Annotated in this window: 17 protein-coding genes and 1 tRNA gene; 11 read left to right on the plus strand and 7 right to left on the minus strand. The window is 71.0% G+C overall.

What is annotated here, in order from left to right:
- Positions 1-61 precede the first annotated feature (61 nt).
- The gene (pyk, locus tag BJ993_RS20485) at positions 62-1,528 is read left to right on the plus strand and encodes a pyruvate kinase (protein ID WP_036542475.1); all 1,467 of its coding nucleotides are present in this window, start codon (positions 62-64) and stop codon (positions 1,526-1,528) included.
- 5 nt (positions 1,529-1,533) lie between these two features.
- On the opposite strand, the gene BJ993_RS20490 is transcribed toward pyk, so the two are convergent.
- A complete protein-coding gene (locus BJ993_RS20490; RefSeq protein WP_179650905.1) occupies positions 1,534-2,313 on the minus strand; it encodes a transcriptional regulator in 780 nt (259 codons plus the stop codon).
- Positions 2,314-2,357: 44 nt separating this feature from the next.
- Positions 2,358-2,440: transfer RNA gene (locus BJ993_RS20495), tRNA-Leu, on the minus strand.
- A gap of 70 nt (positions 2,441-2,510) precedes the next feature.
- Here BJ993_RS20495 and BJ993_RS20500 point away from each other — a divergent pair.
- The 6 genes from BJ993_RS20500 (at position 2,511) to BJ993_RS20525 (ending at position 8,260) form a co-directional block, all read left to right on the plus strand.
- Positions 2,511-3,119, plus strand: a complete 609-nt coding sequence (locus BJ993_RS20500) for an ANTAR domain-containing response regulator (protein WP_036542478.1) — start codon at positions 2,511-2,513, stop codon at positions 3,117-3,119.
- Positions 3,120-3,285: 166 nt separating this feature from the next.
- A complete protein-coding gene (locus tag BJ993_RS20505; protein ID WP_036542479.1) occupies positions 3,286-4,404 on the plus strand; it encodes a branched-chain amino acid ABC transporter substrate-binding protein in 1,119 nt (372 codons plus the stop codon).
- Between the two features lie 135 nt (positions 4,405-4,539).
- Positions 4,540-5,505, plus strand: coding sequence for a branched-chain amino acid ABC transporter permease (locus tag BJ993_RS20510; RefSeq protein WP_051931798.1), 966 nt, complete (start codon positions 4,540-4,542; stop codon positions 5,503-5,505).
- The gene (locus tag BJ993_RS20515) at positions 5,502-6,713 is read left to right on the plus strand and encodes a branched-chain amino acid ABC transporter permease (RefSeq protein ID WP_179650907.1); all 1,212 of its coding nucleotides are present in this window, start codon (positions 5,502-5,504) and stop codon (positions 6,711-6,713) included. Before BJ993_RS20510 ends, BJ993_RS20515 begins: the two co-directional genes overlap by 4 nt.
- Entirely contained in the window at positions 6,706-7,551 is an 846-nt protein-coding gene (locus BJ993_RS20520) for an ABC transporter ATP-binding protein (protein ID WP_242530626.1), read from the plus strand. Before BJ993_RS20515 ends, BJ993_RS20520 begins: the two co-directional genes overlap by 8 nt.
- Positions 7,535-8,260, plus strand: a complete 726-nt coding sequence (locus tag BJ993_RS20525; RefSeq protein WP_207010472.1) for an ABC transporter ATP-binding protein — start codon at positions 7,535-7,537, stop codon at positions 8,258-8,260. Before BJ993_RS20520 ends, BJ993_RS20525 begins: the two co-directional genes overlap by 17 nt.
- Before the next feature lie 66 nt (positions 8,261-8,326).
- Here the strand turns inward: BJ993_RS20525 and BJ993_RS20530 are convergent, their stop codons facing one another.
- The 3 genes from BJ993_RS20530 to BJ993_RS20540 are packed head-to-tail and all read right to left on the minus strand — an operon-like array spanning position 8,327 to position 10,682.
- Positions 8,327-9,094 (minus strand): amino acid ABC transporter ATP-binding protein, encoded by a 768-nt coding sequence (locus BJ993_RS20530; protein ID WP_051931800.1) that lies wholly within the window; start codon positions 9,092-9,094, stop codon positions 8,327-8,329.
- On the minus strand, positions 9,091-9,897 hold the full coding sequence (locus BJ993_RS20535; RefSeq protein ID WP_036542490.1) for an amino acid ABC transporter permease: 807 nt from the start codon (positions 9,895-9,897) through the stop codon (positions 9,091-9,093). Before BJ993_RS20535 ends, BJ993_RS20530 begins: the two co-directional genes overlap by 4 nt.
- Positions 9,894-10,682, minus strand: coding sequence for an ABC transporter substrate-binding protein (locus tag BJ993_RS20540; RefSeq protein WP_036542494.1), 789 nt, complete (start codon positions 10,680-10,682; stop codon positions 9,894-9,896). Before BJ993_RS20540 ends, BJ993_RS20535 begins: the two co-directional genes overlap by 4 nt.
- Before the next feature lie 202 nt (positions 10,683-10,884).
- On the opposite strand from BJ993_RS20540, the gene BJ993_RS20545 reads away from it, so the two are divergent.
- Positions 10,885-11,469, plus strand: a complete 585-nt coding sequence (locus BJ993_RS20545; protein WP_179650909.1) for a GNAT family N-acetyltransferase — start codon at positions 10,885-10,887, stop codon at positions 11,467-11,469.
- A 15-nt stretch (positions 11,470-11,484) separates the two neighbouring features.
- On the opposite strand, the gene BJ993_RS20550 is transcribed toward BJ993_RS20545, so the two are convergent.
- A complete protein-coding gene (locus BJ993_RS20550) occupies positions 11,485-11,910 on the minus strand; it encodes a hotdog fold thioesterase (protein WP_036542496.1) in 426 nt (141 codons plus the stop codon).
- 41 nt (positions 11,911-11,951) lie between these two features.
- Here BJ993_RS20550 and polA point away from each other — a divergent pair, with 41 nt between their 5' ends.
- Positions 11,952-14,657 carry a DNA polymerase I gene (polA, locus tag BJ993_RS20555; protein WP_308645655.1) on the plus strand — a complete coding sequence of 902 codons (2,706 nt, stop codon included), beginning with the start codon at positions 11,952-11,954 and terminating at the stop codon, positions 14,655-14,657.
- On the opposite strand, the gene BJ993_RS20560 is transcribed toward polA, so the two are convergent.
- Positions 14,654-15,904, minus strand: a complete 1,251-nt coding sequence (locus BJ993_RS20560) for a lipopolysaccharide biosynthesis protein (protein ID WP_242530628.1) — start codon at positions 15,902-15,904, stop codon at positions 14,654-14,656. The two genes, polA and BJ993_RS20560, sit on opposite strands and share 4 nt — an antisense overlap.
- 97 nt (positions 15,905-16,001) lie before the next feature.
- Between BJ993_RS20560 and BJ993_RS20565 the strand changes: the two genes are divergently transcribed.
- Both BJ993_RS20565 and BJ993_RS20570 read left to right on the plus strand, forming a co-directional pair.
- Complete coding sequence (locus BJ993_RS20565) at positions 16,002-20,021, plus strand: alpha-(1->3)-arabinofuranosyltransferase domain-containing protein (RefSeq protein ID WP_179650911.1); 4,020 nt, start codon at positions 16,002-16,004, stop codon at positions 20,019-20,021.
- Positions 20,018-21,790 carry a hypothetical protein gene (locus BJ993_RS20570; RefSeq protein ID WP_179650913.1) on the plus strand — a complete coding sequence of 591 codons (1,773 nt, stop codon included), beginning with the start codon at positions 20,018-20,020 and terminating at the stop codon, positions 21,788-21,790. Before BJ993_RS20565 ends, BJ993_RS20570 begins: the two co-directional genes overlap by 4 nt.
- The last annotated feature ends 6 nt before the right edge of the window (positions 21,791-21,796 follow it).

Consider the following 21,796-nt stretch of genomic DNA (forward strand, 5'->3'; position numbering starts at 1 on the left):
CGCCTGAAGTTTGCGTCGTTTCGACTTTTTCTACCCATGGGTCACCGTTAGGGTTTGGAACGTGCGAAGAGCCAAGATCGTGTGCACCCTCGGCCCTGCGACCAGCTCCGAGCGGAGGATCCGCGAGCTGGTGTACGCCGGCATGGACGTCGCGCGCCTGAACATGAGCCATGGCTCGCACGAGGACCACGCCGAGGTCTACCGGCTGGTGCGCGAGGCGTCCGACGCGAGCGGCCACGGCGTGGGAATCCTGGCCGACCTCCAGGGCCCGAAGATCCGCCTCGAGCGGTTCTCCGGCGGCCCGGTCACGCTCAAGCGGGGCCAGCGCTGGACGATCACCACCCGCGACGTCGACGGCAACGCCGAGATCAGCGGGACGACGTACAAGGGGCTGCCGGGCGACGTCTCGCCGGGCGACCCGCTGCTGATCGACGACGGCAAGGTGCGGCTCCGTGTGGTCGAGGTGGTCGACGGCACCGACGTCGTCACCGAGGTGCTCGTCGGGGGCAAGGTCAGCAACAACAAGGGCATCAACCTGCCCGGTGTGGCCGTCTCGGTGCCGGCCCTCTCCGAGAAGGACATCGCCGACCTCCGCTTCGCGCTGCGCCTCGGCGTCGATTTCATCGCGCTGAGCTTCGTGCGCAACGCCAAGGACGCCGAGGACGTGCGGGTGATCATGCGCGAGGAGGGGGTCGTGCTCCCCGTCATCGCGAAGATCGAGAAGCCGCAGGCCATCGAGAACCTCGACGAGGTCGTGGCTGCCTTCGACGCCTTCATGGTCGCCCGCGGCGACCTCGGCGTGGAGTGCCCGCTGGAGGAGGTGCCCTTCCTGCAGAAGAAGATCATCGTGGCCGCGCGGCGCAACGCGAAGCCGGTGATCGTGGCCACCCAGATGCTCGAGTCGATGATCACCAGCCCCGCACCGACCCGGGCCGAGGCCAGCGACGTCGCGAACGCGGTGCTCGACGGCGCCGACGCCGTGATGCTGTCGGGGGAGACCGGCGTGGGGGAGCACCCCATCCACACGGTCGAGACGATGGCGCGGATCATCACCGCCACCGAGGCGCACGCCCTCGTCGACGACACCTTCAGCCGGTTCGGCCGGATCGAGTGGGACCCCCACACCCGCTCCGGCGTGATCACCAAGGCGGCCGAGGAGGTCGCCCAGCGCGTGGGCGCCAAGTACGTCGTCGCCTTCACCCAGTCCGGTGACTCGGCCCGCCGGCTGGCCCGGCTGCGCAGCCCGATCCCGGTCCTCGCCTTCACCCCGGAGGCCCGTGCCCGGTCCCAGCTCGCCGTGACCTGGGGCGTCGAGGCGTTCAAGACCGGCACCGTCGAGCACACCGACGAGATGGTGCGCCAGGTCGACGAGGAGCTGCTGAAGATCGGCCGGGTCCAGGAGGGCGACCTCGTGGTCATCGTCGCCGGCAGCCCGCCCGGCATCCCCGGCTCGACCAACGCGCTGCGGATCCACCGGATGGGTGACGCGATCAACGAGGTGGCGCCGGCGTACCGACGGCGCAGCTGAGCCGCTCAGGACTTCCGGCCGATCAACGCATCGAGGCGTTCGACCGCCTCGCGCCGCGACACGCTGATGATCCGGACGTTCGACTGCCGCCACGGGATCTCAACGAGGTCGAGCGCCCAGCAGCAGAGCTCCCGGATGTCCCGTGAGGCGTTGCAGAACTGCCATCGCGGATAGCGGTAGACCTTCGGCGCACCGGCGACGATCCGCCGCGTCCAGTTGTCGACGCGACACCCGTCGGAGTGGAACAGGCCACGGAGGAACGGACCCGGGTGGTCTTCGACGATCGCGCGTTGCCAGTCGTCGAGGACGATGGGTCGGTCGTGCTTGCGACCCGGCCCGTGCTGGGGGAACAGGCAGGGCCAGTGCCGCCACCCGACGGTTGTGATGATGCACCCGGGAGCGCGACGTGTGTGTGGGCGGCCGCCCGGCTTGACGGCCGCCATCAGCGCGGCGATCCCGATGTTGTCCGCGGTGTACTTCTCGTCGTTGACGACGTGCAGGTTGTAGACATTCCGGCGGCCGCGGGTGATGTGCCCGTCGCCGAGGTACCAGCCCAACAGCTCGGCGTAGGCCGGGGTGTCGAGCGTTGCGCCGTCGCACTGGGGACAGGGGACCGAGGTGTGCGCCTGGCCACGCGCCTGACCGCGTCGTTGGTAGAGGCGCCGCCAACGACGGATCGTCTTGATGGCGACCCCGTGCTTCGCCGCGTTGTCCGCGTCCGGCATGCCGGCATCGGAGTCACGCAGCGCGCTGGCGACCAGCTCTGCTGATCTCACATGGGGCATGCGTCAGTCTCGGACGAAGACCCGACAGATCAGTCGTGCGTGGGTGCCGAGTGTGGGATTCGAACCCACATGCCCTTTCGGACAACGCTTTTTGAGAGCGCCGCGTATACCGTTCCGCCAACCCGGCCGGGTAGCGCAGCAACGGTAGCCGAGACGGCTCCCGCCCTCCGAACCGGGCGGGCCGATAACCTTCTCCCGTGACCGAGACCGCGCAGCCGACCCCCCGCACCGTGGTGATCGCGGAGGACGAGACCCTGATCCGGATGGACCTCGCCGAGATGCTCGTCGAGGAGGGGTACGACGTCGTGGGCCAGGCCGCCGACGGGCAGAAGGCGATCGAGCTCGCCGAGGAGCTGCGCCCCGACCTGGTGATCCTCGACGTGAAGATGCCCGTGCTGGACGGGATCGCGGCCGCCGAGGCGATCGCCGGGAAGCGGATCGCACCCGTGGTGATGCTGACGGCCTTCTCGCAGCGCGACCTGGTCGAGCGGGCCCGGGAGGCCGGCGCGATGTCGTACCTCGTCAAGCCGTTCTCGCAGACCGACCTGGTGCCGGCGATCGAGATGGCGGTCAGCCGCTTCGCCGAGATCGCCCAGCTCGAGAGCGAGGTCGCCGACCTGACCGAGCGCCTGGAGACCCGCAAGGCGGTCGACCGGGCCAAGGGCATCCTTCAGGAGCAGCTGTCGCTGACCGAGCCGGAGGCCTTCCGATGGATCCAGAAGACGGCGATGGACCTGCGGATGTCCATGCGCGAGGTTGCCGAGGGCGTGGTCACGCACGGTGTCCCCGGCGGGTCGGGCTCGTAAAAAATTCGTGTGACCCGGCTCTCAGGTAACAGATTCGTCAGGATTCGGCTCCCGAGCCGCCGAGTTGCTTCCACCTGCACGTGAGCCGGTGTAGGTTCCCGCGGCAGGACACGTCCGAGGGCAGCGACCGCTGCCCTTCGGCTCGAGTAGGAAGCGGGACACAGTCTTGAGGCTCAACAAGGTATTCGGAGCCAGCGTCGCGACGCTGGCGCTCAGCCTTTCCATGGTCGCGTGCGGCTCCGACGACGGAGACGGCGGCAGCGACGCTGACGGCGGCGACTTCTGCGGCAAGAACCTCGCGTTCCTCGGCGCGCTCACCGGTGACGCCGGTGCTCTCGGCCAGAACATGGTCAACGGCATCGAGCTGGCGCTGAAGGAGTACAACGCCGACAACGCCGACTGCAAGATCAACCTGAAGAAGTTCGACTCGCAGGGCAGCCCGGACAAGGCGCCGGCGCTCGCGACCCAGATCATCAACGACGACACCATCTTCGGCCTCGTCGGCCCGGGCTTCTCGGGTGAGTCGCTCGCGACCGGCAAGACCTTCTTCGAGGCCGGCCTCCCGTCGATCTCGCCGTCGGCGACCAACGTCACGATCACCGACCAGGGCTGGACCACCTGGCACCGCGTCATCGGCAACGACGACGCGCAGGGCACGGCCGACGCCAAGTACCTCACCGAGACGGCCGGCGCCAAGAAGGTCTTCGTCGTCGACGACGGTCAGGACTACTCGAAGGGCCTTGCCGGCAAGGTCAAGGACTCCCTCGGCGACGCGCTGGTCGACTCCGACCAGATCTCGGTCGGCGACACCAACATGTCCGCGATCGTCCAGGCCGTGAAGTCCTCGGGCGCCGACGCCGTGTTCTACGGCGGCTACTACACCGAAGCCGGCCTGCTCGCCAAGCAGCTGCGCCAGGGTGGCTTCAAGGGCACGTTCATGTCCGGTGACGGCTCGGAGGACCCGAACTTCGTGAAGGTCGCCGGCGCCGACGGTGCCGAGGGTGCGGTCCTGTCCGCTCCCGCCGCTCCGGCCCCGGCCGACTTCGGTGCCACCGGCCTCTACGCCACGCAGGCCTACGACGCGACGAACATCTTCCTCGCCGCGATCAAGGACGGCGTGTCGGACGCCCAGGAGCTCAACGAGTTCATCGGCTCCTACGAGGGTGACGGCGTCAGTGGCCCCATCGCCTTCGACGACAAGGGCGACATCAAGGAGTCCAAGATCTACGCCTACTTCGTGAAGAACGGCGCCCTCGACGTCGAGAACCCCGAGGCGATCGAGTGACCCGGTCCCTGTAGGGACTGACCTGTACTGCGGCCGGGGGACCACCCCCGGCCGCAGTCGATCACAAAGGCGGAGGAAACCCCCTTGGACTTCGGCAACCTTTTCGGGAGCCCCGAAAACTTCCTGAGCTACACCATGGGTGGGCTCGTGTTCGGCGCCATCTACGCGCTCGTCGCGCTCGGCTACACGATGGTGTACGGCGTCCTGCAGCTCATCAACTTCGCGCACTCCGAAGTCTTCATGTACGGCACCTTCGCCGTGGCGTGGGTCTTCATCCTCCTGCACGGGACCGAGAGTGCGAGCTGGAGCCTCGGTGAGGCCGTTCCTGTCCTGCTCGTGGCGCTGATAGCGGCCATGGCGCTGTCGGCCGGGGTCGCGCTCGCGCTCGAACGGTTCGCCTACCGGCCGCTGATGAAGAAGAACGCACCCAAGCTCATCGCCCTGATCTCGGCGATCGGTGCGTCCTTCGCGCTGGCCGAGGCCATGGGCCTGCGCGACCGCTTCGCCGAGGTCTTCGGGCTCGACGACAACCTCGCCGACTACGTCGCGCCGGGCAAGGCCCGTGACGTGTACTCGAGCCCCGTCACCATCCGCGAGCACGACCTGTTCACGATCGGCGGCTACACGCTCTCCGACGTCGACCTGGTCATCATCCTCGCGGCGCTGCTGATGATGGTCGCGCTCGACCAGTTCGTACGTCGTACCCGCTTCGGCCGGGGCATCCGCGCCGTCGCCCAGGACCCCGAGTCCGCCGCGCTCATGGGCGTGAACCCGACCCGCGTGGTCCAGCTGACCTTCCTCATCGGCGGCCTGATGGCCGGTGCGGCGGCCACGCTCTACATGATGAAGGTCGGCGTGACCCGCCAGAACGCCGGCTTCATCCTCGGCGTCAAGGCATTCACCGCAGCCGTCATGGGCGGCATCGGCAACCTGCGCGGCGCGTTGCTCGGTGGGCTCATCCTCGGCGTGATGGAGAACTGGGGCTCGGCCCTCTTCGGTCAGAACTGGAAGGACGTCGTGGCGTTCGTGCTCCTCGTCCTGATCCTCCTCGTGCGGCCGTCCGGGCTGCTCGGTGAGTCCCTGGGGAAGGCACGCGCATGACGAACCCGGTCAGCAACGCCCTGCGCTCCGTCGGCGACGCCTGGGACGGCGTCCTCGAGGGCTACAAGCGGCAGAACATCGTCGTGAGGATCGCCGTCCTCGTCCTGATCGCCCTCTTCTTCTACGGCCTGCCGATCCTGCGGCCGCCGCTGATCACGACCAACGAGATCGACTTCGGTGGCGTGATGTTCCAGGTGGCGGCGTTCGCGCTGGTCGCGGTGGGCCTCAACATCGTCATCGGCTATGCCGGCCTGCTCGACCTCGGGTACGTCGGCTTCTACGCCACCGGCGCCTACACCACCGGTGTCCTGACCTCGCAGCACGGCTCCTGGCCGTTCTTCCTGGCGCTCCCGGTGGCGATCGCGGTCACCATGGTGACGGGCGTGATCCTCGGTGCACCGACGCTGAGGGTCCGCGGCGACTACCTCGCCATCGTGACGCTCGGCTTCGGTGAGATCATCCGGATCTGCGTCAAGAACATCGAGTGGCTGGGTGCGTCCGCGGGCATCAAGGACATCCCGCACCCGAACACGATCGGCCCGAAGGCCGAGCCGCCGTTCGAGCCGGGTGGCCTGTTCGAGATCCCGCGTGTCGAGTGGGACGGGCTGGTCCCGCACCTCGACAAGGACCACCCGGTCCACTTCCTCGTGTTCGGTGCCACCAACGCGATCCCGTACTACTGGCTCATCCTGACCGCCCTCGTGCTCGTCCTGGTGGGCGACCGGCTGGTCAAGAACAGCCGGGTCGGACGCGCCTGGGAGGCGACCCGCGAGGACGAGGACGCGGCCGAGCTGATGGGTGTGCCGACGTTCAAGTTCAAGCTGATGGCGTTCGCGCTGGGTGCCGCGATCGGCGGCCTCTCCGGCTCGTTCTACGCCAGTGGCCAGGGCGGCTACATCAGCCCCGACAGCTTCCCCCTGCTGCTCTCGATGCTGTTCGTCGCAGCGGTCATCGTGGGTGGCTCGGGCAACCGCTGGGGTGCGATCGCCGGTGGCGCGCTGGTCGCGTACCTGCCCGAGCGCTTCCGCGAGTTCGCCGACTACCGCCTGCTCTTCTTCGGCCTGGCCCTGACCGTGCTCGCGGTCTGGCGTCCGGAGGGCCTGCTGCCACCGCGGCGTACCCGCCGGGCGAAGGCGGCTGCCGCCGAGATCGAGGCGCTGGAGGAAGGCGAGCTGGACGACGAGCTGGAGGAGACGCGCAATGTCTGAGTCCCCGATGTACGGCAGCGGCGGGTCCCCGTCGCTCGACAAGGGCGCCCCGGCCCCCGCGCCGGGCAAGGCGCTGCTCGAGGTCGACCACGTCACCTTGAAGTTCGGTGGCCTCACCGCGCTCAACGACGTCAGCTTCGAGATCCGCGAAGGCGAGATCCTCGGCCTGATCGGACCCAACGGGGCCGGGAAGACGACCTGCTTCAACGTGATGACCGGTGTCTACCGGCCCACGTCGGGCGAGGCGCGCTTCGACGGCAACTCGCTGTCGAAGCTGAAGCGGCACAAGATCACCAAGCTCGGCCTGGCCCGGACGTTCCAGAACATCCGGCTGTTCAAGTCGATGACGGTGCTCGAGAACGTCATGGTCGGCACCGACGCGCACAGCAAGGTGGGCTTCTGGGACGCCCTGCTGCGCACGCCGCGCCACCGCAAGACGGAAGCCGCCTCGCTGGCGCGGGCCAAGGAGCTGCTCGACCTGGTCGGCATCAGGGCCCGCCACGACGAGCTCGCCGCCAACCTGTCGTACGGCGACCAGCGGCGTCTCGAGATCGCCCGGGCGATGGGCACGAACCCCAAGCTGCTCTGCCTCGACGAGCCCGCCGCCGGCTTCAACCCCGCCGAGAAGGTGAAGCTCATGGAGCTGATCCGCAAGGTGCGCGACGCCGGCTACACCGTGCTCCTCATCGAGCACGACATGCGGCTCGTCATGGGGGTCACCGACCGGATCGTCGTGCTCGAGTTCGGCCAGAAGATCGCCGAGGGGACCCCTGCGGAGATCCGCGACAACCCGGCGGTCATCGCCGCCTACCTGGGAGTGGATGAAGATGCTTCTTGAGGTCGACGACCTCCAGGTCAACTACGGCCACATCGAGGCGATCCGGGGCATCTCGTTCTCGGTGCCCGAGGGCACGGTGACCTCGCTCGTCGGCGCCAACGGCGCCGGCAAGACCACGACGCTGAAGACGGTGTCGGGCCTGCGCAAGGTCCGCGGCGGGGCCGTGCGGTTCCAGGGTGAGGACATCACCCACCTGCCGCCGTACGAGCGCGTCAAGCGGGGGATCAGCCAGTCGCCGGAGGGCCGGGGCTGCTTCCCGGGCATGACGGTGCTGGAGAACCTCGACATGGGTGCGTTCCTCCGCAAGGACCGCAAGACCGCGGCCTACCGCGACGACCTCGACCGGGTCTTCACGCTGTTCCCGCGGCTCAAGGAGCGCGAGAAGCAGGCAGCGGGCAGCATGTCCGGTGGTGAGCAGCAGATGCTCGCCATCGGCCGGGCGCTCATGTCCAACCCGAAGCTGCTGCTGCTCGACGAGCCGTCGATGGGCCTGGCGCCCAAGCTGATCCAGCAGATCTTCACGATCATCACGGAGATCAACAACCAGGGCACCACCGTGCTGCTGGTGGAGCAGAACGCCGCCCAGGCGCTGAAGCGCTCGCACGACGCGCACATCCTGGAGACGGGTGAGATCGTCCGCTCCGGCAAGGGGGAGGACCTCGCGGTCGACCCGGCCGTCAAGGCGGCCTACCTCGGCGGCGACGTCTGAGCTCCACGCACCACAACGACGCAGGGCCCCGCCATCCGGCGGGGCCCTTCGTCGTCGTACGGCGGTCTAGAGCACCTTCGAGAGGAACGCCTGGGTCCGCTCGTGCTGCGGGTTCGACAGTACGTCGGCGGGCCGGCCCTCCTCGACGACGACGCCGCCGTCCATGAAGACCAGCTTGTCGCCGACCTCGCGGGCGAAGCCCATCTCGTGGGTCACGACCATCATCGTCATGCCCTCGGTGGCGAGCTCCTTCATGACCGCGAGCACGTCACCGACGAGCTCGGGGTCGAGCGCGCTGGTGGGCTCGTCGAACAGCATCATGTCGGGGTTCATCGACAGGGCGCGGGCGATCGCCACGCGCTGCTGCTGGCCCCCGGACAGGTGGGCGGGATAGGCCGCCTCCTTCTCCGACAGGCCGACCCGCGCCAGGTTGTGCCGCGCGATCTCCACGGCCTCGTCCTTGCCGCGGCCGCGGACGGTCCGCTGGGCGAGGGTGAGGTTCTTCAGGACCGACAGGTGCGGGAACAGGTTGAACTGCTGGAACACCATGCCGATCCGCGAGCGCACCTCGTCGAGGTCGGTCTCGGGGTCGCAGATGTCGACACCCTCGATCAGCACCTCCCCGGACGTGGGCTCCTCGAGCCGGTTGACGCAGCGCAGCAGCGTCGACTTGCCCGAGCCGGACGGCCCGATCACGCAGACGACCTGGCCGGGGTCGACGAAGAAGTCGACGCCCTTCAGGACCTCGTTGTGGCCGAACGACTTGTGCAGGCCCCGGACCGCGATGGCGGCGACCGGCTCGCCGGTCTTGTCGAGCGTGGTGGCGTCGTTCATCGGGTCGCCTTCCTCTGCCGGCGCTCCTGCCAGGCCACGAGCTGGGTGAGCGGGATGGTGATCACCAGGTACAGCAGCGCGGCCTGGATGAGGCTGGTGGCGGTCTGGGCCGAGCCGCCGGACGAGGTGAAGTCGCGCGCCACCGTCGTGAGCTCGCGTCCGTCGATCGTGGAGCCGATCACCGAGAGTAGAGCGGTGTCCTTGATCAACAGGACGAACTCGTTGGTCAGCGGCGGGATGACGATCCGGAAGGCCTGCGGCAGGACCACCCGGAACGTCGTGCTCATCGTCCCCATCCCGAGCGAGCGTGCCGCCTCGGTCTGTCCCTTGGGTACGGCCTGGATTCCTGCGCGCAGGGTCTCGGCCATGTAGGCGCTGGCGACCATGATCAGGGCGAGGAGCCCGGCTCCGACGACGCCCCCCGGCGGGCTCCAGCCGATCGCGATCGGGAGGCCGAAGCCCATGAAGATGATCACGAGCAGTGCCGGGAGCCCGCGGAAGAACTCGACGTACGCCGTCGCGAGCCACCGCAGGGTCGCGATCGGGGACAGACGCATCAGCGAGAGCACCACGGCGAACGCGAGCCCGCCTGCGAAGGCGATCGCCGTGTACTTGACCGTGTTGACGGCCCCGATCGTGATCAGGTCGCCCCAGTTGCTCTGGTCACCGGAGACGCCGCCCGGGTTCCAGAAGTTGGCGCGGAAGTTCGGCCAGTCGATCAGCAGCAGGAGCGCGACGACGACCGCCAGGACGCTGAGATTGACGCCCCAGACGACGAGCCGCCGCTTGGTCGAGCGCTTCACTCGACCTCGAAGTACTTGTTGTAGATCTCGTCGTAGGTGCCGTCCTTGTGCATCTCCTCCAGCGCACCGTTGACGTCCTCGACGAGCTGGCTGTTGCCCTTCTTGATGGCGAGGCCGTACTGCTCGTCGGTGTCGTAGGTCTCGACGACCTTGAACTTGCCGTCCTTGGTGTGGTCGAGGTTGACCGGCAGGTCCTGGAGCAGGGCGTCGACCTGGCCGGCCTTGATCGCCTGGAACATCTCGGCGTCGCTCGGGAAGGTGACGATCTCGGCGCCGTCGGCGTTCTCCTCGGTGTACGTCTTGCCGGTGGTGCCCTGCTGGACGCCGACCTTCACGCCGTCGAGGTCGCCGATGGCCGCGATGTCGCTGTCGGCCGGGACGAGCAGCGACTGCTTGGAGTCGTAGTAGCCCTCGGAGAAGTCGATGTTCTTCTTGCGGTCGTCGGTGATCGTCATCGCGGAGGCCGCGAGGTCGCACTGGCCGGCGTTCAGCGCCTGGCCGCTCTGCAGCGCGTCGAACGAGCTGTCCTGGTAGGAGAGCTTGAGATCGAGCCGCTCGGCGATCTCGTTGACGATGTCGACGTCGAAGCCCTTGAAGCCGAGGTCGCTGGACTTGTCGAAGTCCTCGAACGGCGGGTACGGGACGTCGGAGCAGACCGTCAGCGTGCCCTCCTTGATGACGTTGGCGCCGGTCGACGTCTTTCCGCTGTCGTCCGAGCCGCAGGAGGACAGGGCGAGTGCCGCGAGGGTGGCCACGGCCAGGGCCGGGAGTCGCTTCATGTTCATGGGCGCGACTCTAGGTGTTGGCCACGTCACGTTGCGAGGCGGCCGCGGCGATTCATCGTCTCGTATTCGAGATGTTACGAAGGAGGCGACGGCACCCCCTGTCGCGCGTCCCGGCCGCCGCGTAGTCTTGGCCGGCAGGTCCGGGGGGATGGCGGGCCAGTCTCGGGTTTTTTGGTCTTGGGTGAGGAAGGCAGGGACCCACATGAGCCGCTACTCGCTGACCACGCGCGTTGCCACGCGGGAGGACGCACCGGTCCTCGCGGAGCTGTGGAGCGACGCCGTCCGGCGCGCCGACCGCTCCGAGCAGTCCGCCGACCTCGAGCTGGTCGTCAAGGGGGCGGCCGCCTCGCCGGAGCAGCGCGTCGTCGTCGTCGAGTACGACGGCCAGCTGGCCGGCGCCGTCTACCTCCGGGTCACGACGCTCTCGCCGCTCAACCTCGAGCCGTGCGTCCAGGCGATCCACCCGCGCGTCTTCGACCAGTTCCGCCGCCACGGCGTCGGCCACACGCTGATGGAGGCGGCGACCTCCTTCGCCGAGGAGAACGGCATCCTCCACGTGGTCACCGCGGTCCCGCACTCCTCGCGTGACGCCAACCGCTTCATGGCGCGGCTCGGCCTCGCACCGGTCGTGATGTACCGGATCGCGCCGACCACCCTGCTGCGCAGCCGGGTCTCCCCGCAGCGCTCCGCGCTCGGCGCCGACAACGGCCGCACCAAGGTGCTGGCCGCGCGCCGCTCGCTGCGCCGCGCCCGCGCGGAGCGCCTCGCGACGCTCCCCGAGGTCTAGGCCGGCCCCCTGGGCTCAGCCCTTCGGGGTCGGGTCGCGCTCGATGAGCGCGCAGGTGATCCGGGAGGTGCACACCCGCCGGCCGTCCTCGTCGGTGATCGCGATCTCGAAGCTCGCCATCGTCCGGCCCAGGTGCAGCGGCGTGGCCACGCCGGTCACCAGCCCCTTGGTCGCGGAGCGGTGGTGGGTGGCGTTGATGTCCGTGCCGACGGCGAACCGGCCCTCCGGCGCGTTGAGCGCGGCGGCGACGGACCCCAGCGTCTCGGCCAGCACGACCGACGCGCCGCCGTGGAGGAGACCGTAGGGCTGGGTGTTGCCCTCGACCGGCATCGTCGCGACGACCCGCTCGGGAGTGATCTCGACGAGCTCGACGCCCATCCGCTCGTTGAGGGCGCCCATGTTGGCGCGGAGGAAGTCGGCGATCTCGGCGTTGCTCGTCATGGGCTGGAACGATAGTCGGCGGGCATCGGTAGAGTCGCCGGGTGCCCGAGACTGTGCCCGGTTCCCAGCGCCCGCGACTCCTCCTGCTCGACGGCCACTCGCTGGCCTACCGCGCCTTCTTCGCCCTCCCGGTCGAGAACTTCTCGACCGCCACGGGACAGAACACCAACGCCGTCTACGGGTTCACCTCGATGCTGGTCAACGTGCTGCGCGACGAGCAGCCGACCCACGTCGCGGTCGCGTTCGACGTCTCCCGGCAGACCTTCCGCACGGAGGAGTACGCCGAGTACAAGGCCAAGCGCAACAAGACGCCGGGCGAGTTCAGCAGTCAGCTGCCGCTGATCGAGCGGATGCTGACCAGCTTCTCCATCCCGTTCCTCAAGCTCGAGGGCTACGAGGCCGACGACATCATCGCGACCCTCGTGACCCAGGCGCTGGCCGACGAGACCAGCGGCCTGGAGGTGCTGATCCTCACCGGTGACCGCGACTCGCTGCAGCTGGTGACCGAGCGCTCGACCGTGCTCTACCCGATGCGCGGCGTCTCCGACCTGGCCCGGATGACGCCGGCCGCCGTCGAGGAGAAGTACGGCGTCCCGCCGCACCGCTACCCCGAGCTGGCCGCCATCGTGGGCGAGCAGAGCGACAACCTGCCCGGCGTCCCCGGGGTCGGTGCCGGCTTCGCCGCGAAGTGGATCAACACCTACGACGGGCTCGACAACGTCATCGCGCAGGCCGACAAGATCACCGGCAAGAAGGGCGACGCGTTCCGCGAGCACCTCGGCGACGTGATCCGCAACCGCCGCCTCAACGCCCTGGTGCGCGACCTGCCCCTGGGGGTGGCGATCGACGACTTCGCGCGCACCGACTGGGACCGCACGGCCGCGCTCGAGCTGCTCGACGAGCTGGAGATCCGGGGCGAGCTGCGGACCCGGATCCTCGACGTGGTCGCGCCCGCCGAGGACGTCGCCGTCGAGGCGGGCGTCGAGCTCGAGGGCACGACCCTGGCGCCCGACGCGGTCGCCGGCTGGCTCGACGCCGCTGGCAAGGAGACGGTCGGCGTCAGCGTGCGCGGCTCGTGGGGGAGCGGCACCGGCCGGGTGACCGGCCTCGCGCTGGCCCTGCGTGACGGACGGGCGGCGTACGTCGACGTCGAGACCATGAGCCTCGCCGACGACCAGGCGCTGGCTGCCTGGCTCGGCGACGCGGAGCGCCCGAAGGTGCTGCACAACGTGAAGGGGCAGCTGCTGGCGCTGGCCGCCCAGGGCTGGCCGCTGGAGGGCGTGGTCGAGGACTCCGCGCTGTCCGCCTACCTCGTCGCGCCCGACCAGCGCTCCTACGACCTGGCCGACCTCAGCCTGCGCTACCTCCACCGCGAGCTCGCCCAGGCCGGCGACGAGGACCAGGGCATGCTCTTCGCGGAGGACGAGGCCGACGACGGCGTGGCCCGCAGCGCGATGGTGCAGGCCCGTGCGGCCCTCGACCTGTCGGCCGAGCTGGCCGACCAGGTGGAGAAGGCCGGCGGCCGTCGGCTGCTGACCGAGGTGGAGATGCCGCTGGTCGGCGTGCTCGCCGGCATGGAGCAGACCGGCATCGCCGTCGACATCGAGCACCTCGAGGGCCTCGAGGCGCACTTCGGCGAGGAGGTGCGCAAGGAGGCCGAGGAGGCGTACGCCGTCATCGGCAAGGAGATCAACCTCGGCTCGCCCAAGCAGCTCCAGGTCGTGCTCTTCGAGGAGCTCGGCATGCCGAAGACCAAGCGCACCAAGACCGGCTACACGACCGACGCCGACGCGCTGCAGGGCCTGTTCAAGCAGACCGAGCACCCGTTCCTGCTCCACCTGCTGCGCCACCGCGAGGTCATCCGGCTGCGGCAGACCATCGAGGGCCTGCTCAAGACCGTCCAGCCCGACGGCCGTATCCACACGACCTTCCACCAGACGATCGCGGCCACCGGCCGCCTGTCGAGCACCGACCCCAACCTGCAGAACATCCCGGTCCGCACCGAGGAGGGTCGCCGGATCCGGGAGAGCTTCGTCGTGGGCAGCGGGTACGCGTCGCTGATGACGGCCGACTACAGCCAGATCGAGATGCGCATCATGGCGCACCTCTCGGAGGACGAGCAGCTGATCGAGGCCTTCCGGTCGGGGCGCGACTTCCACGCCGAGACCGCGTCGCGGGTCTTCGAGGTGGCGCCCGAGGACGTCACGCCCGAGATGCGGGCCAAGATCAAGGCGATGAACTACGGCCTCGCCTACGGCCTGTCCGCCTTCGGCCTCTCCCAGCAGCTCGGCATCGAGCCGCGCGAGGCCAGCGCGTTGATGGACGACTACTTCGAGACCTTCGGCGGCATCCGCGACTACCTCACGGGCATCGTCGACGAGGCCCGTCGCACCGGGTTCACCGAGACCATCATGGGTCGGCGCCGCTACCTGCCCGACCTCACCAGCGACAACCGGATGCGCCGCGAGGCGGCCGAGCGGATGGCCCTCAACGCCCCGATCCAGGGCTCGGCGGCCGACCTGATCAAGGTCGCCATGCTGCGCACCAAGGCCGCCCTCGACGAGGCCGGACTGCGCTCACGGATGCTGCTCCAGGTCCACGACGAGCTCGTGTTCGAGGTCGCCGAGGGCGAGGCCGAGGCGCTCGAGGCGCTCGTGCGCGCGGAGATGGCCGGCGCGGCCGACCTGACGGTCCCGCTCGACGTTTCCGTCGGCACCGGCCGCAGCTGGCACGAAGCCGCCCACTAGGGCGTCGCGGGGGCCAGTCGGCGGTGGCGGAAGGCCTGCAGCACGATCAGCAGGACCACCACGAAGGCGTCGACCGCGGCCACGGTCAGCGCGAGGCCCAGCACGGAGTCGGCCATCGCGCCGGCGACGACCAGCACCACGACACCCGCCGCGATGAGGTACTTCGTGGCGCGGCCGCGCTTCGCGAGGCCGGCGTACACGAGCAGCTGGAGGACGGACAGCAGGCCGCCGAGGACGGCGAAGAGCCACAGCTGGTCCTGCACGCCCGAGTAGTCGTCGCCGCCGATGAAGACGAGTGCGAGCCCCGACAGGACGTACGTCGCGGCGGTGCAGGCCGCGCCGAGGCCGGCCAGCAGGCTCAGGCCCTTGAGCACCGCCTCGCGGCTCTCCCCGTCGGTCGACATCGAGGGGAACAGGATCACCACGGCGAACTGGGGCAGGAAGAGCACCGCCTTCGTGACGATCAGCCCTCCGGCGTACAAGCCCGCGTCGTGCTCGTCGAGCACGCTGCGGGCGACGACGACGTCGAGGTTGGAGAGGGCGAGGAAGGCGAGCAGGGCGACCGCGCTGCCGAGCGTCTCCTTGAGCACGTCGCGGCGCACCGCGACGTCGTGGTGCTCGATGTCGTCGCCGGGCCGGTGGCGCAGCGCCCAGGTGCCGACGGCGACCGGCAGCCAGGAGGCGATCAGCACGCCGAGCATGGCGCTGGTCTCGGTCGCCGACACGAGCAGGAAGCCGCCGCCGAGCAGGACCCGCGGGACGCCGACGGTCAGGTAGACGAGGCTGAGCGGCAGCCAGCGGCGCTCGCCCTGCAGCACCCCCGCCTGGCCGCCCATCACGGTGACGGGGACGACGCAGAGCCCGAGCAGGATCGCCGGAGCCAGTCCGTCGAGGCGCAGCAGCTGCCACACGGCCGGCGCGGCGGCGAGCGCCAGCAGGCCGAGGATGAGCGCGGCGCGCCAGGTGGTGAGCAGCACGGTGCGCTCGATCGCGGCGACGTCGTCGGGCTCGGCCGAGATCCGGCGTGCGGCGGTGGCCTGCAACCCGAGCTGGACGACCGACAGCACCATGAGCAGCGCCATCATGCTGGCCACGGCGCCGTACTGGCTCGGCCCGAGCATGCGGGCGGCGACCATCTGGAAGGCGTAGGTGCCGATGTTCATGACCGCCATCGCGAGGGCGATCCCGGCCGTGCTGCGCAACAGCCGCATGACGCGCGACTGCGTGGCCTCGACGGAAGTCGTCACGCCTGCAGGGTAGGCGGAGGGGCGGTAATCCGGAGATTCGACCCACGCCCCAATACAGTGACGCACGCCACGGGGAGGTGGCGACGGGAGTGGTGGGATGAGCGAGACGGACGCGCAGCGCGGCACGGCACGGGGCATCGCCCTGACGCTGTATGCCGTCGTGGCCGTGCTCATGCTGCTCCAGCAGCCCGGCGCGACCACCTACGACACCCGGGCCGAGCTGACCCAGCGCCCCGGCGACTTCCTCGCGGGCGCGTTCACGCTGTGGCACCCGGAGTCGAACTTCGGCGAGTTCCAGAACCAGGCCTACGGCTACCTCTTCCCGCAGGGGACGTGGTTCGTGCTGATGGACCTGCTGCACGTGCCGGACTGGGTGGGCCAGCGGCTGTGGTCGGCGCTGATCCTCGTCCTCGCCTGCGAGGGCGCGCGCCGGGTGGCCCGGGCGGTCGGCCTGGGCGAGCTCGCGGCCGTGCTCGCGGGCGCGGTCTTCGCGTTCTCGCCGCGCCTGCTCGGCACCGTCGGTGTGCAGACGGCCGAGTCGCTGCCAGGGGCGGTGATGCCGTGGCTGGTGCTCGCCGTCGTCCTACACCTCCGCGGCCGGCTCGGCGCTCCCGCGGCCGCGCTGCTGAGCGGTGCCGCCGTCGTGTGCATGGGCGGCGTCAACGCGGTCGAGACCGCGGGCTCGCTGCCGCTCGCCGCGATCCTGGTCGTCTGGGGCGTGCACCGGGGACTCGCCGGGTGGCGCTTCGCCGCGGGTTGGGCGGCGGCCGTCGGCGCCGCCTGCCTGTGGTGGGCGGTCCCGCTGCTCCTGCTGGCGCGCTACGCCCCGCCGTTCTACGAGTACGTCGAGAGCGCGGGCGACACGACCGCGCTGGTGGGCTGGTCGGAGTCGGTGCGCGGTGACTCCTCGTGGCTCGGCTACCTGCTCTCGGGCGACCAGCCCTGGTGGCCGGCCGCCTTCCACCTCGCCAACGAGCCGCTACTGGTGGTCGTGGCGGCTGCCGTCGCCGCGATCGGGCTGGCCGGCCTCGTACTCGTCGAGAGCGACCTGCGCCGCCCGCTCCTGCTCGCCGCGCTGCTGGGCCTGGGCTGCCTGACCGTCGCGCACGGCGGTGTCGCGGGCTCGCCGCTGGCCGACCCGGTCCGCACGCTGCTCGACGGCCCGCTCCAGATCTTCCGCAACGTGCACAAGATCGACCCGGTGGTGCGGCTGCCGGTGGCGATCGGGTTCGCGACGGCAGCGCAGCGCGGTGTGGCGCTGCTGGTCGCGCGCCGGCCCCGTCTCGCCGGCGCGCACCGCGCCCTGCTGGTGGTGCCGCTCCTGCTGGTGGCCGTGCTCGGCCAGCCGCTGCTGCTGAACCAGACCCGCACACCCGGGTGGGAAGCGATCGACGCGCCCTGGCAGCAGGCCCGGAGCTTCCTCGCCGAGCAGGACGCGGGCCGGGTGCTCGTCGTACCCGGCTCCAGCTTCGCCCAGCAGGACTGGGGCTGGACCATCGACGAGCCGCTCGCCATCCTCGGCGGGACCGACGTGGTCTCGCGCACCCAGGTGCCGCTCGTTCCGGGTGAGACCATCCGCTACCTCTCCGCGCTCGACCAGACCATCGCGACGGGTCGGGCCACCGAGGCGCTCGCCGACGAGCTGGCCCGGGTGGGCATCACCCATGTGGTGCTGCGCCGCGACCTGCTCCGCGCCCAGACCCGCTCGCCGCATCCCGGCGGCGCGGCCGTGTCGCTCGCGCGGGCGGGCCTGGAGCGCCTCGCGGGATTCGGTACGACGAGCGGCGGCGCGGCGGCGGTCGAGGTGTTCGGGGTGCCGCACCGCCAGGACCTCCTCCAGGCGACCGATGCCGACGACGTGGTCACCGTCCGCGGGACGCCGGAGAGCGTGCTCGCGCTGCAGGGGACCGGCGTGCTCGCCCCGGGCCGGGCGACGGTGCTCGAGGGTGAGCCGGGCTGGGACGCGGCCGCGGACGTGGTGACCGACGGCGACCAGCGCCGCGAGCGCGCCTTCGGCAACAACGACGAGCCGCTGTCGGTGCTGATGGGGCCGCGCGACGACTACCGCGTCGAGCGCGCGGTCCACGACTTCCCCGCCGGTCCGTCACAGGCCCCCGTCGTCGCCGGGTACGACGACGGGCTGGCCGGCGTCTCGGCGTCGAGCGCGCAGGGCTACGCCGACAACTACGGCCCGGTGATGGTCGAGTCGGGCCCGCAGGCGGCCGTCGACGGCGACATCGACACCCGGTGGGTCAGCTCGGGGATCGGACGTGCCGACCGCCAGTGGCTGCGCCTCGACCTCGACGGTGAGCAGGCGGTCCACGAGGTCACGGTCACCCCGGTGGCCGACGACCGGTTCGTCGTACCCATCCGGGAGATCGAGGTCGTCGCGGGGGAGCAGCGGGTCCGCGCGCGGGTCGGTGCGGACGGGGTCCCTGTCCGCGTCCGCCTCGACGGCAGCCCGGTCGACCGGGTGGAGGTCCGCGTCGTGGAGGCGGCGACCGACGCGCGGGCGGCCCGGGTCGGCCTGCGCGAGGTGCGCCTCGACGACCGCACCCCGACGCGCACCTTCGTCCTCCCCGGCACCGTTCCCGACGGTGCGGGACTGGTGTTCTCGGCCGTCCCGGGCCGCCGTGCCTGCACGATCACGCTCGGGCGCCCCGACTGCGACGTGGCGCGGATCCGCGGCGCGGAGGAGCGCGGCGGGATGGACCGCAGCTTCACGACCGACGGCGGCGCAGCCGTGCGGATCAGCGGCCACGTCGTCGCCCGCAGCACGCCGGAGGCGGCGCGGCTGCTGGAGCCGCTCGACCCCGACCTGACGGTGGGCGCGACGTCGGCCTTCGGCCAGGACCCCAAGGTCTCGAGCCGGTTCGCGCACGACGGCGAGCCCTCGACGGCGTGGGTCTCCGACGACTCCGACCTCTACCCGACCCTCATCTTCGAGTGGCGGCGCCCGCGCACGATCCGCGCGCTCACGGTCGCCCGGGCGGGCCTGCCCGGGGAGCCGCGAACGGCGGTCGTGACCGGCGACGACGGCGAGCCGCAGCGGATCGAGCTCGGCACCGGCGCGGAGCAGGAGCTGGAGGAGCGGATCCGGACCCGCCGGCTGACCATCCGCTTCGAGAAGGAGCCGGGCTTCGGCCACGTCGTCGTTCCCGACGTGTCCCTCGTCGGCGCCAATGTCGTCCGCCCCTTCTTCGCCGACACCCCGACCGGCGCGATCTGCGGGTTCGGCCCCGAGATCGAGCTGGACGGTCGCGTGGTCAGGACCAGGGTGACGGGCACGATGGCCGACATCGCCAACGGCAGCCCGATGACCCTCGAGGCCTGCGGCGACGTCGACCTCGCGGCGGGAGCGCACCGGCTGGCCGTCGTACCCAATGCGGAGATGGAGGTGCTCGACCTGGCCGTCGTGCCGGACGACACCGCTGCCGCGGCGGACGCCGCGGGCCGCCGCGTCGAGGTGACGCGGTGGGGGAGCACCCACCGCTCGGCGCAGGTCGCGGCCGGCCCCGACGCCGTCCTCCACCTGCCCGAGAACTTCAACGAGGGCTGGGTCGCCGAGGTCGACGGCCGGCGCCTGCAGGCGATCCGGGTCGACGGCTGGCAGCAGGGCTGGCTCCTGCCGGCCGGCGGCGCGGTCGACGTCGAGCTGCGCTACACCCCCGAGCGCGTGTACGACGTCGCCCTGCCTGCCGGGCTGGCGGTCAGCGGCGGCGTCCTGGTCGCCGGGGTGGTCGCGCTGGTCCTCGTGCTGTGGCGCCGGCGCTCCTCACCCGCACCGGAGCCTGCGCCGTGGCCGGACGCGGAGCCCTGGCGCCTGCCGGCGTGGCTGGCGACCCTCGGCGCCGCGGTCCTGCTGCTCGGCCCGGTGGCCGCCCTGGGACTGCTTGCGGGGAGCCTGCTGGTCGGGGGTCTGGTCCGCCGCCCGGTGGCGCTCGGCGTCGCGGCGGGCGTGCTGGTGCTGGCCTCGGGCGTCCTCGACGCGTGGACCAGCGCCCGGGTCGTTGCCGACCTCGCCGACCTGTCCGCCGCCGCGGCCGTCGGCCTCGTCGCCGGCCTGGTCCTCGGCGCGCCACGGCGCCCCCGCCACCGGGCGGAGGTGGGCTCGTGACCGGCCGGAGGTTCACCGCCTGGCGCGGCGCGCAGGGACTCGCCGCGCTCGGCATCGTCGCCGTGACGGCGCTCGTGCGCGGCTGGCTGCTGGCCGGCTCCTACTTCAACCAGGACGACTTCTACATGACCGGCCGGGCCGCCGAGTCCGACCTGACGTGGGACTACCTCGTCCGCGACTTCGCCGGCCACGTCAACCCGCTGCAGCAGCTCACGCTGTGGGTGGTGGCCCACGGGGCGCCGTACCAGTGGCCGGTGCTCGCCGTCGGCATCCTGCTCGTCAACCTGCTCGCCGTGGTGCTCGCGTGGCTGATCCTGAGCCGGCTGCTGCCGGACCGGTGGTCGCGGGTGGTGCTGCTCGCGGTCTTCGCGTGGACCCCGCTGACACTCGTCTCCACGCTGTGGTGGAGCGCGTCGATGTTCCTGTGGCCGCACGTCACCTGCTCACTGGCGGCCGTGTGGCTGCTCGTGCGGTGGAAGCAGGAGGGCGCGCCGGTCCGCCACGTGCTGGCGATCCTGCTGGTGACCGCGGTCGGCCTGCTCTGGCACGAGCGCTCCGTCCTGATCCCGCCGCTGGTCTTCGGCGTCGCGGTCGCCCTGGCCGACCGGGCGACCGGCTGGCGCCGGGTGAGGGCGGCGCTGCGCGACCACGCCTGGCTCTGGGGCGGCATGGTCGCGCTCGTCGGCGGCTTCCTCGTGGCGCACTCCCGACTGACCCAGGTCGAGGGCGGCGGCGGTACGCCGAGGCAGCTGCTCGGCGTCACGTGGTCATTCCTGGGTCGCAGCGCCGTCCCCGGCCTCGCCGGCGGTCCGTGGACCGGAGAGATCGACGGCGGCGCCGTCCGGCCGGCGACGTGGGTGACGGTCGTGAGCCTGCTGCTCGCCGCCGTCGTGCTCGCGCTGCTCCTGCGCGGCGGCGGTCCTGCCCGGCGGTGGGCGCTCGCCGTGCTCCTCGGCTACGTCGCCGCCGACACCGCGCTGCTGCTGAGCGGCCGCGCCGCGTTCGGCGCGGTCATCGGCCTCGACCCGCGCTACTCCTCCGACATCCCGCACGCGGCGGTGGTCTGCGCGGCGCTGGCGTTGCGCGGCGGCCCGCCGGGCCTCGGCCTGGTCCGGCTGGCGACCGTCCGGGCCCGCGTCGTGGGGGCCGGGTGCGTGGTGGCGGCGTACGCGCTCGCGGCGGGCTTCGGCACCGCACTGCTGGTGCCGCACTTCCAGAACAAGGCCGACCGTGCGTTCGTCGAGGCCTTCCGGGCCGACCTCGCGGCCGATCCCACCCAGGTGGTCTTCGACGAGCTCGCGCCTGCGGAGCTCGTCCTGCCGCTCGTCGGCGACGACTCGCGCTACTCCCACATCTTCGGCCCGCTGCCCGAGCACCCGGCGTTCGACGAGCCGAGCCCGCGGCTGCGCGTCGTCGGTCCCGACGGCCACCTGCGGCCGGTCACCTTCGACGGCACGGTCGACGCCGTGCCCGGGCGTGACGGCGACTGCGGCCACGAGGTGACCTCGGCGGCCACCTCCGTGCGCTTCGCGCTGCCGGTCGAGGGCCGGCTCGTCATGCGGGTGCAGTACTACAGCGACGCCGAATCGACCGTCACCGTCGCGGCGGGCGACTGGTCGGAGCGGTTCCTCGCGCGCCGGGGGCCCAACGAGGCCTGGCTGGTGCTGCCCGACCTGCCCGGCTCGGTCCCGTCGGTGGCGATGTGGAGCGACGGGACGGTGCCGGTGTGCGTCACCGACGTCGCCGTGGGCCTGCCGGAGCGACCATGAGGGGCG

Origin of the sequence: Nocardioides aromaticivorans (genome assembly GCF_013408525.1) — a bacterium.
Lineage (GTDB): Bacteria > Actinomycetota > Actinomycetes > Propionibacteriales > Nocardioidaceae > Nocardioides > Nocardioides aromaticivorans.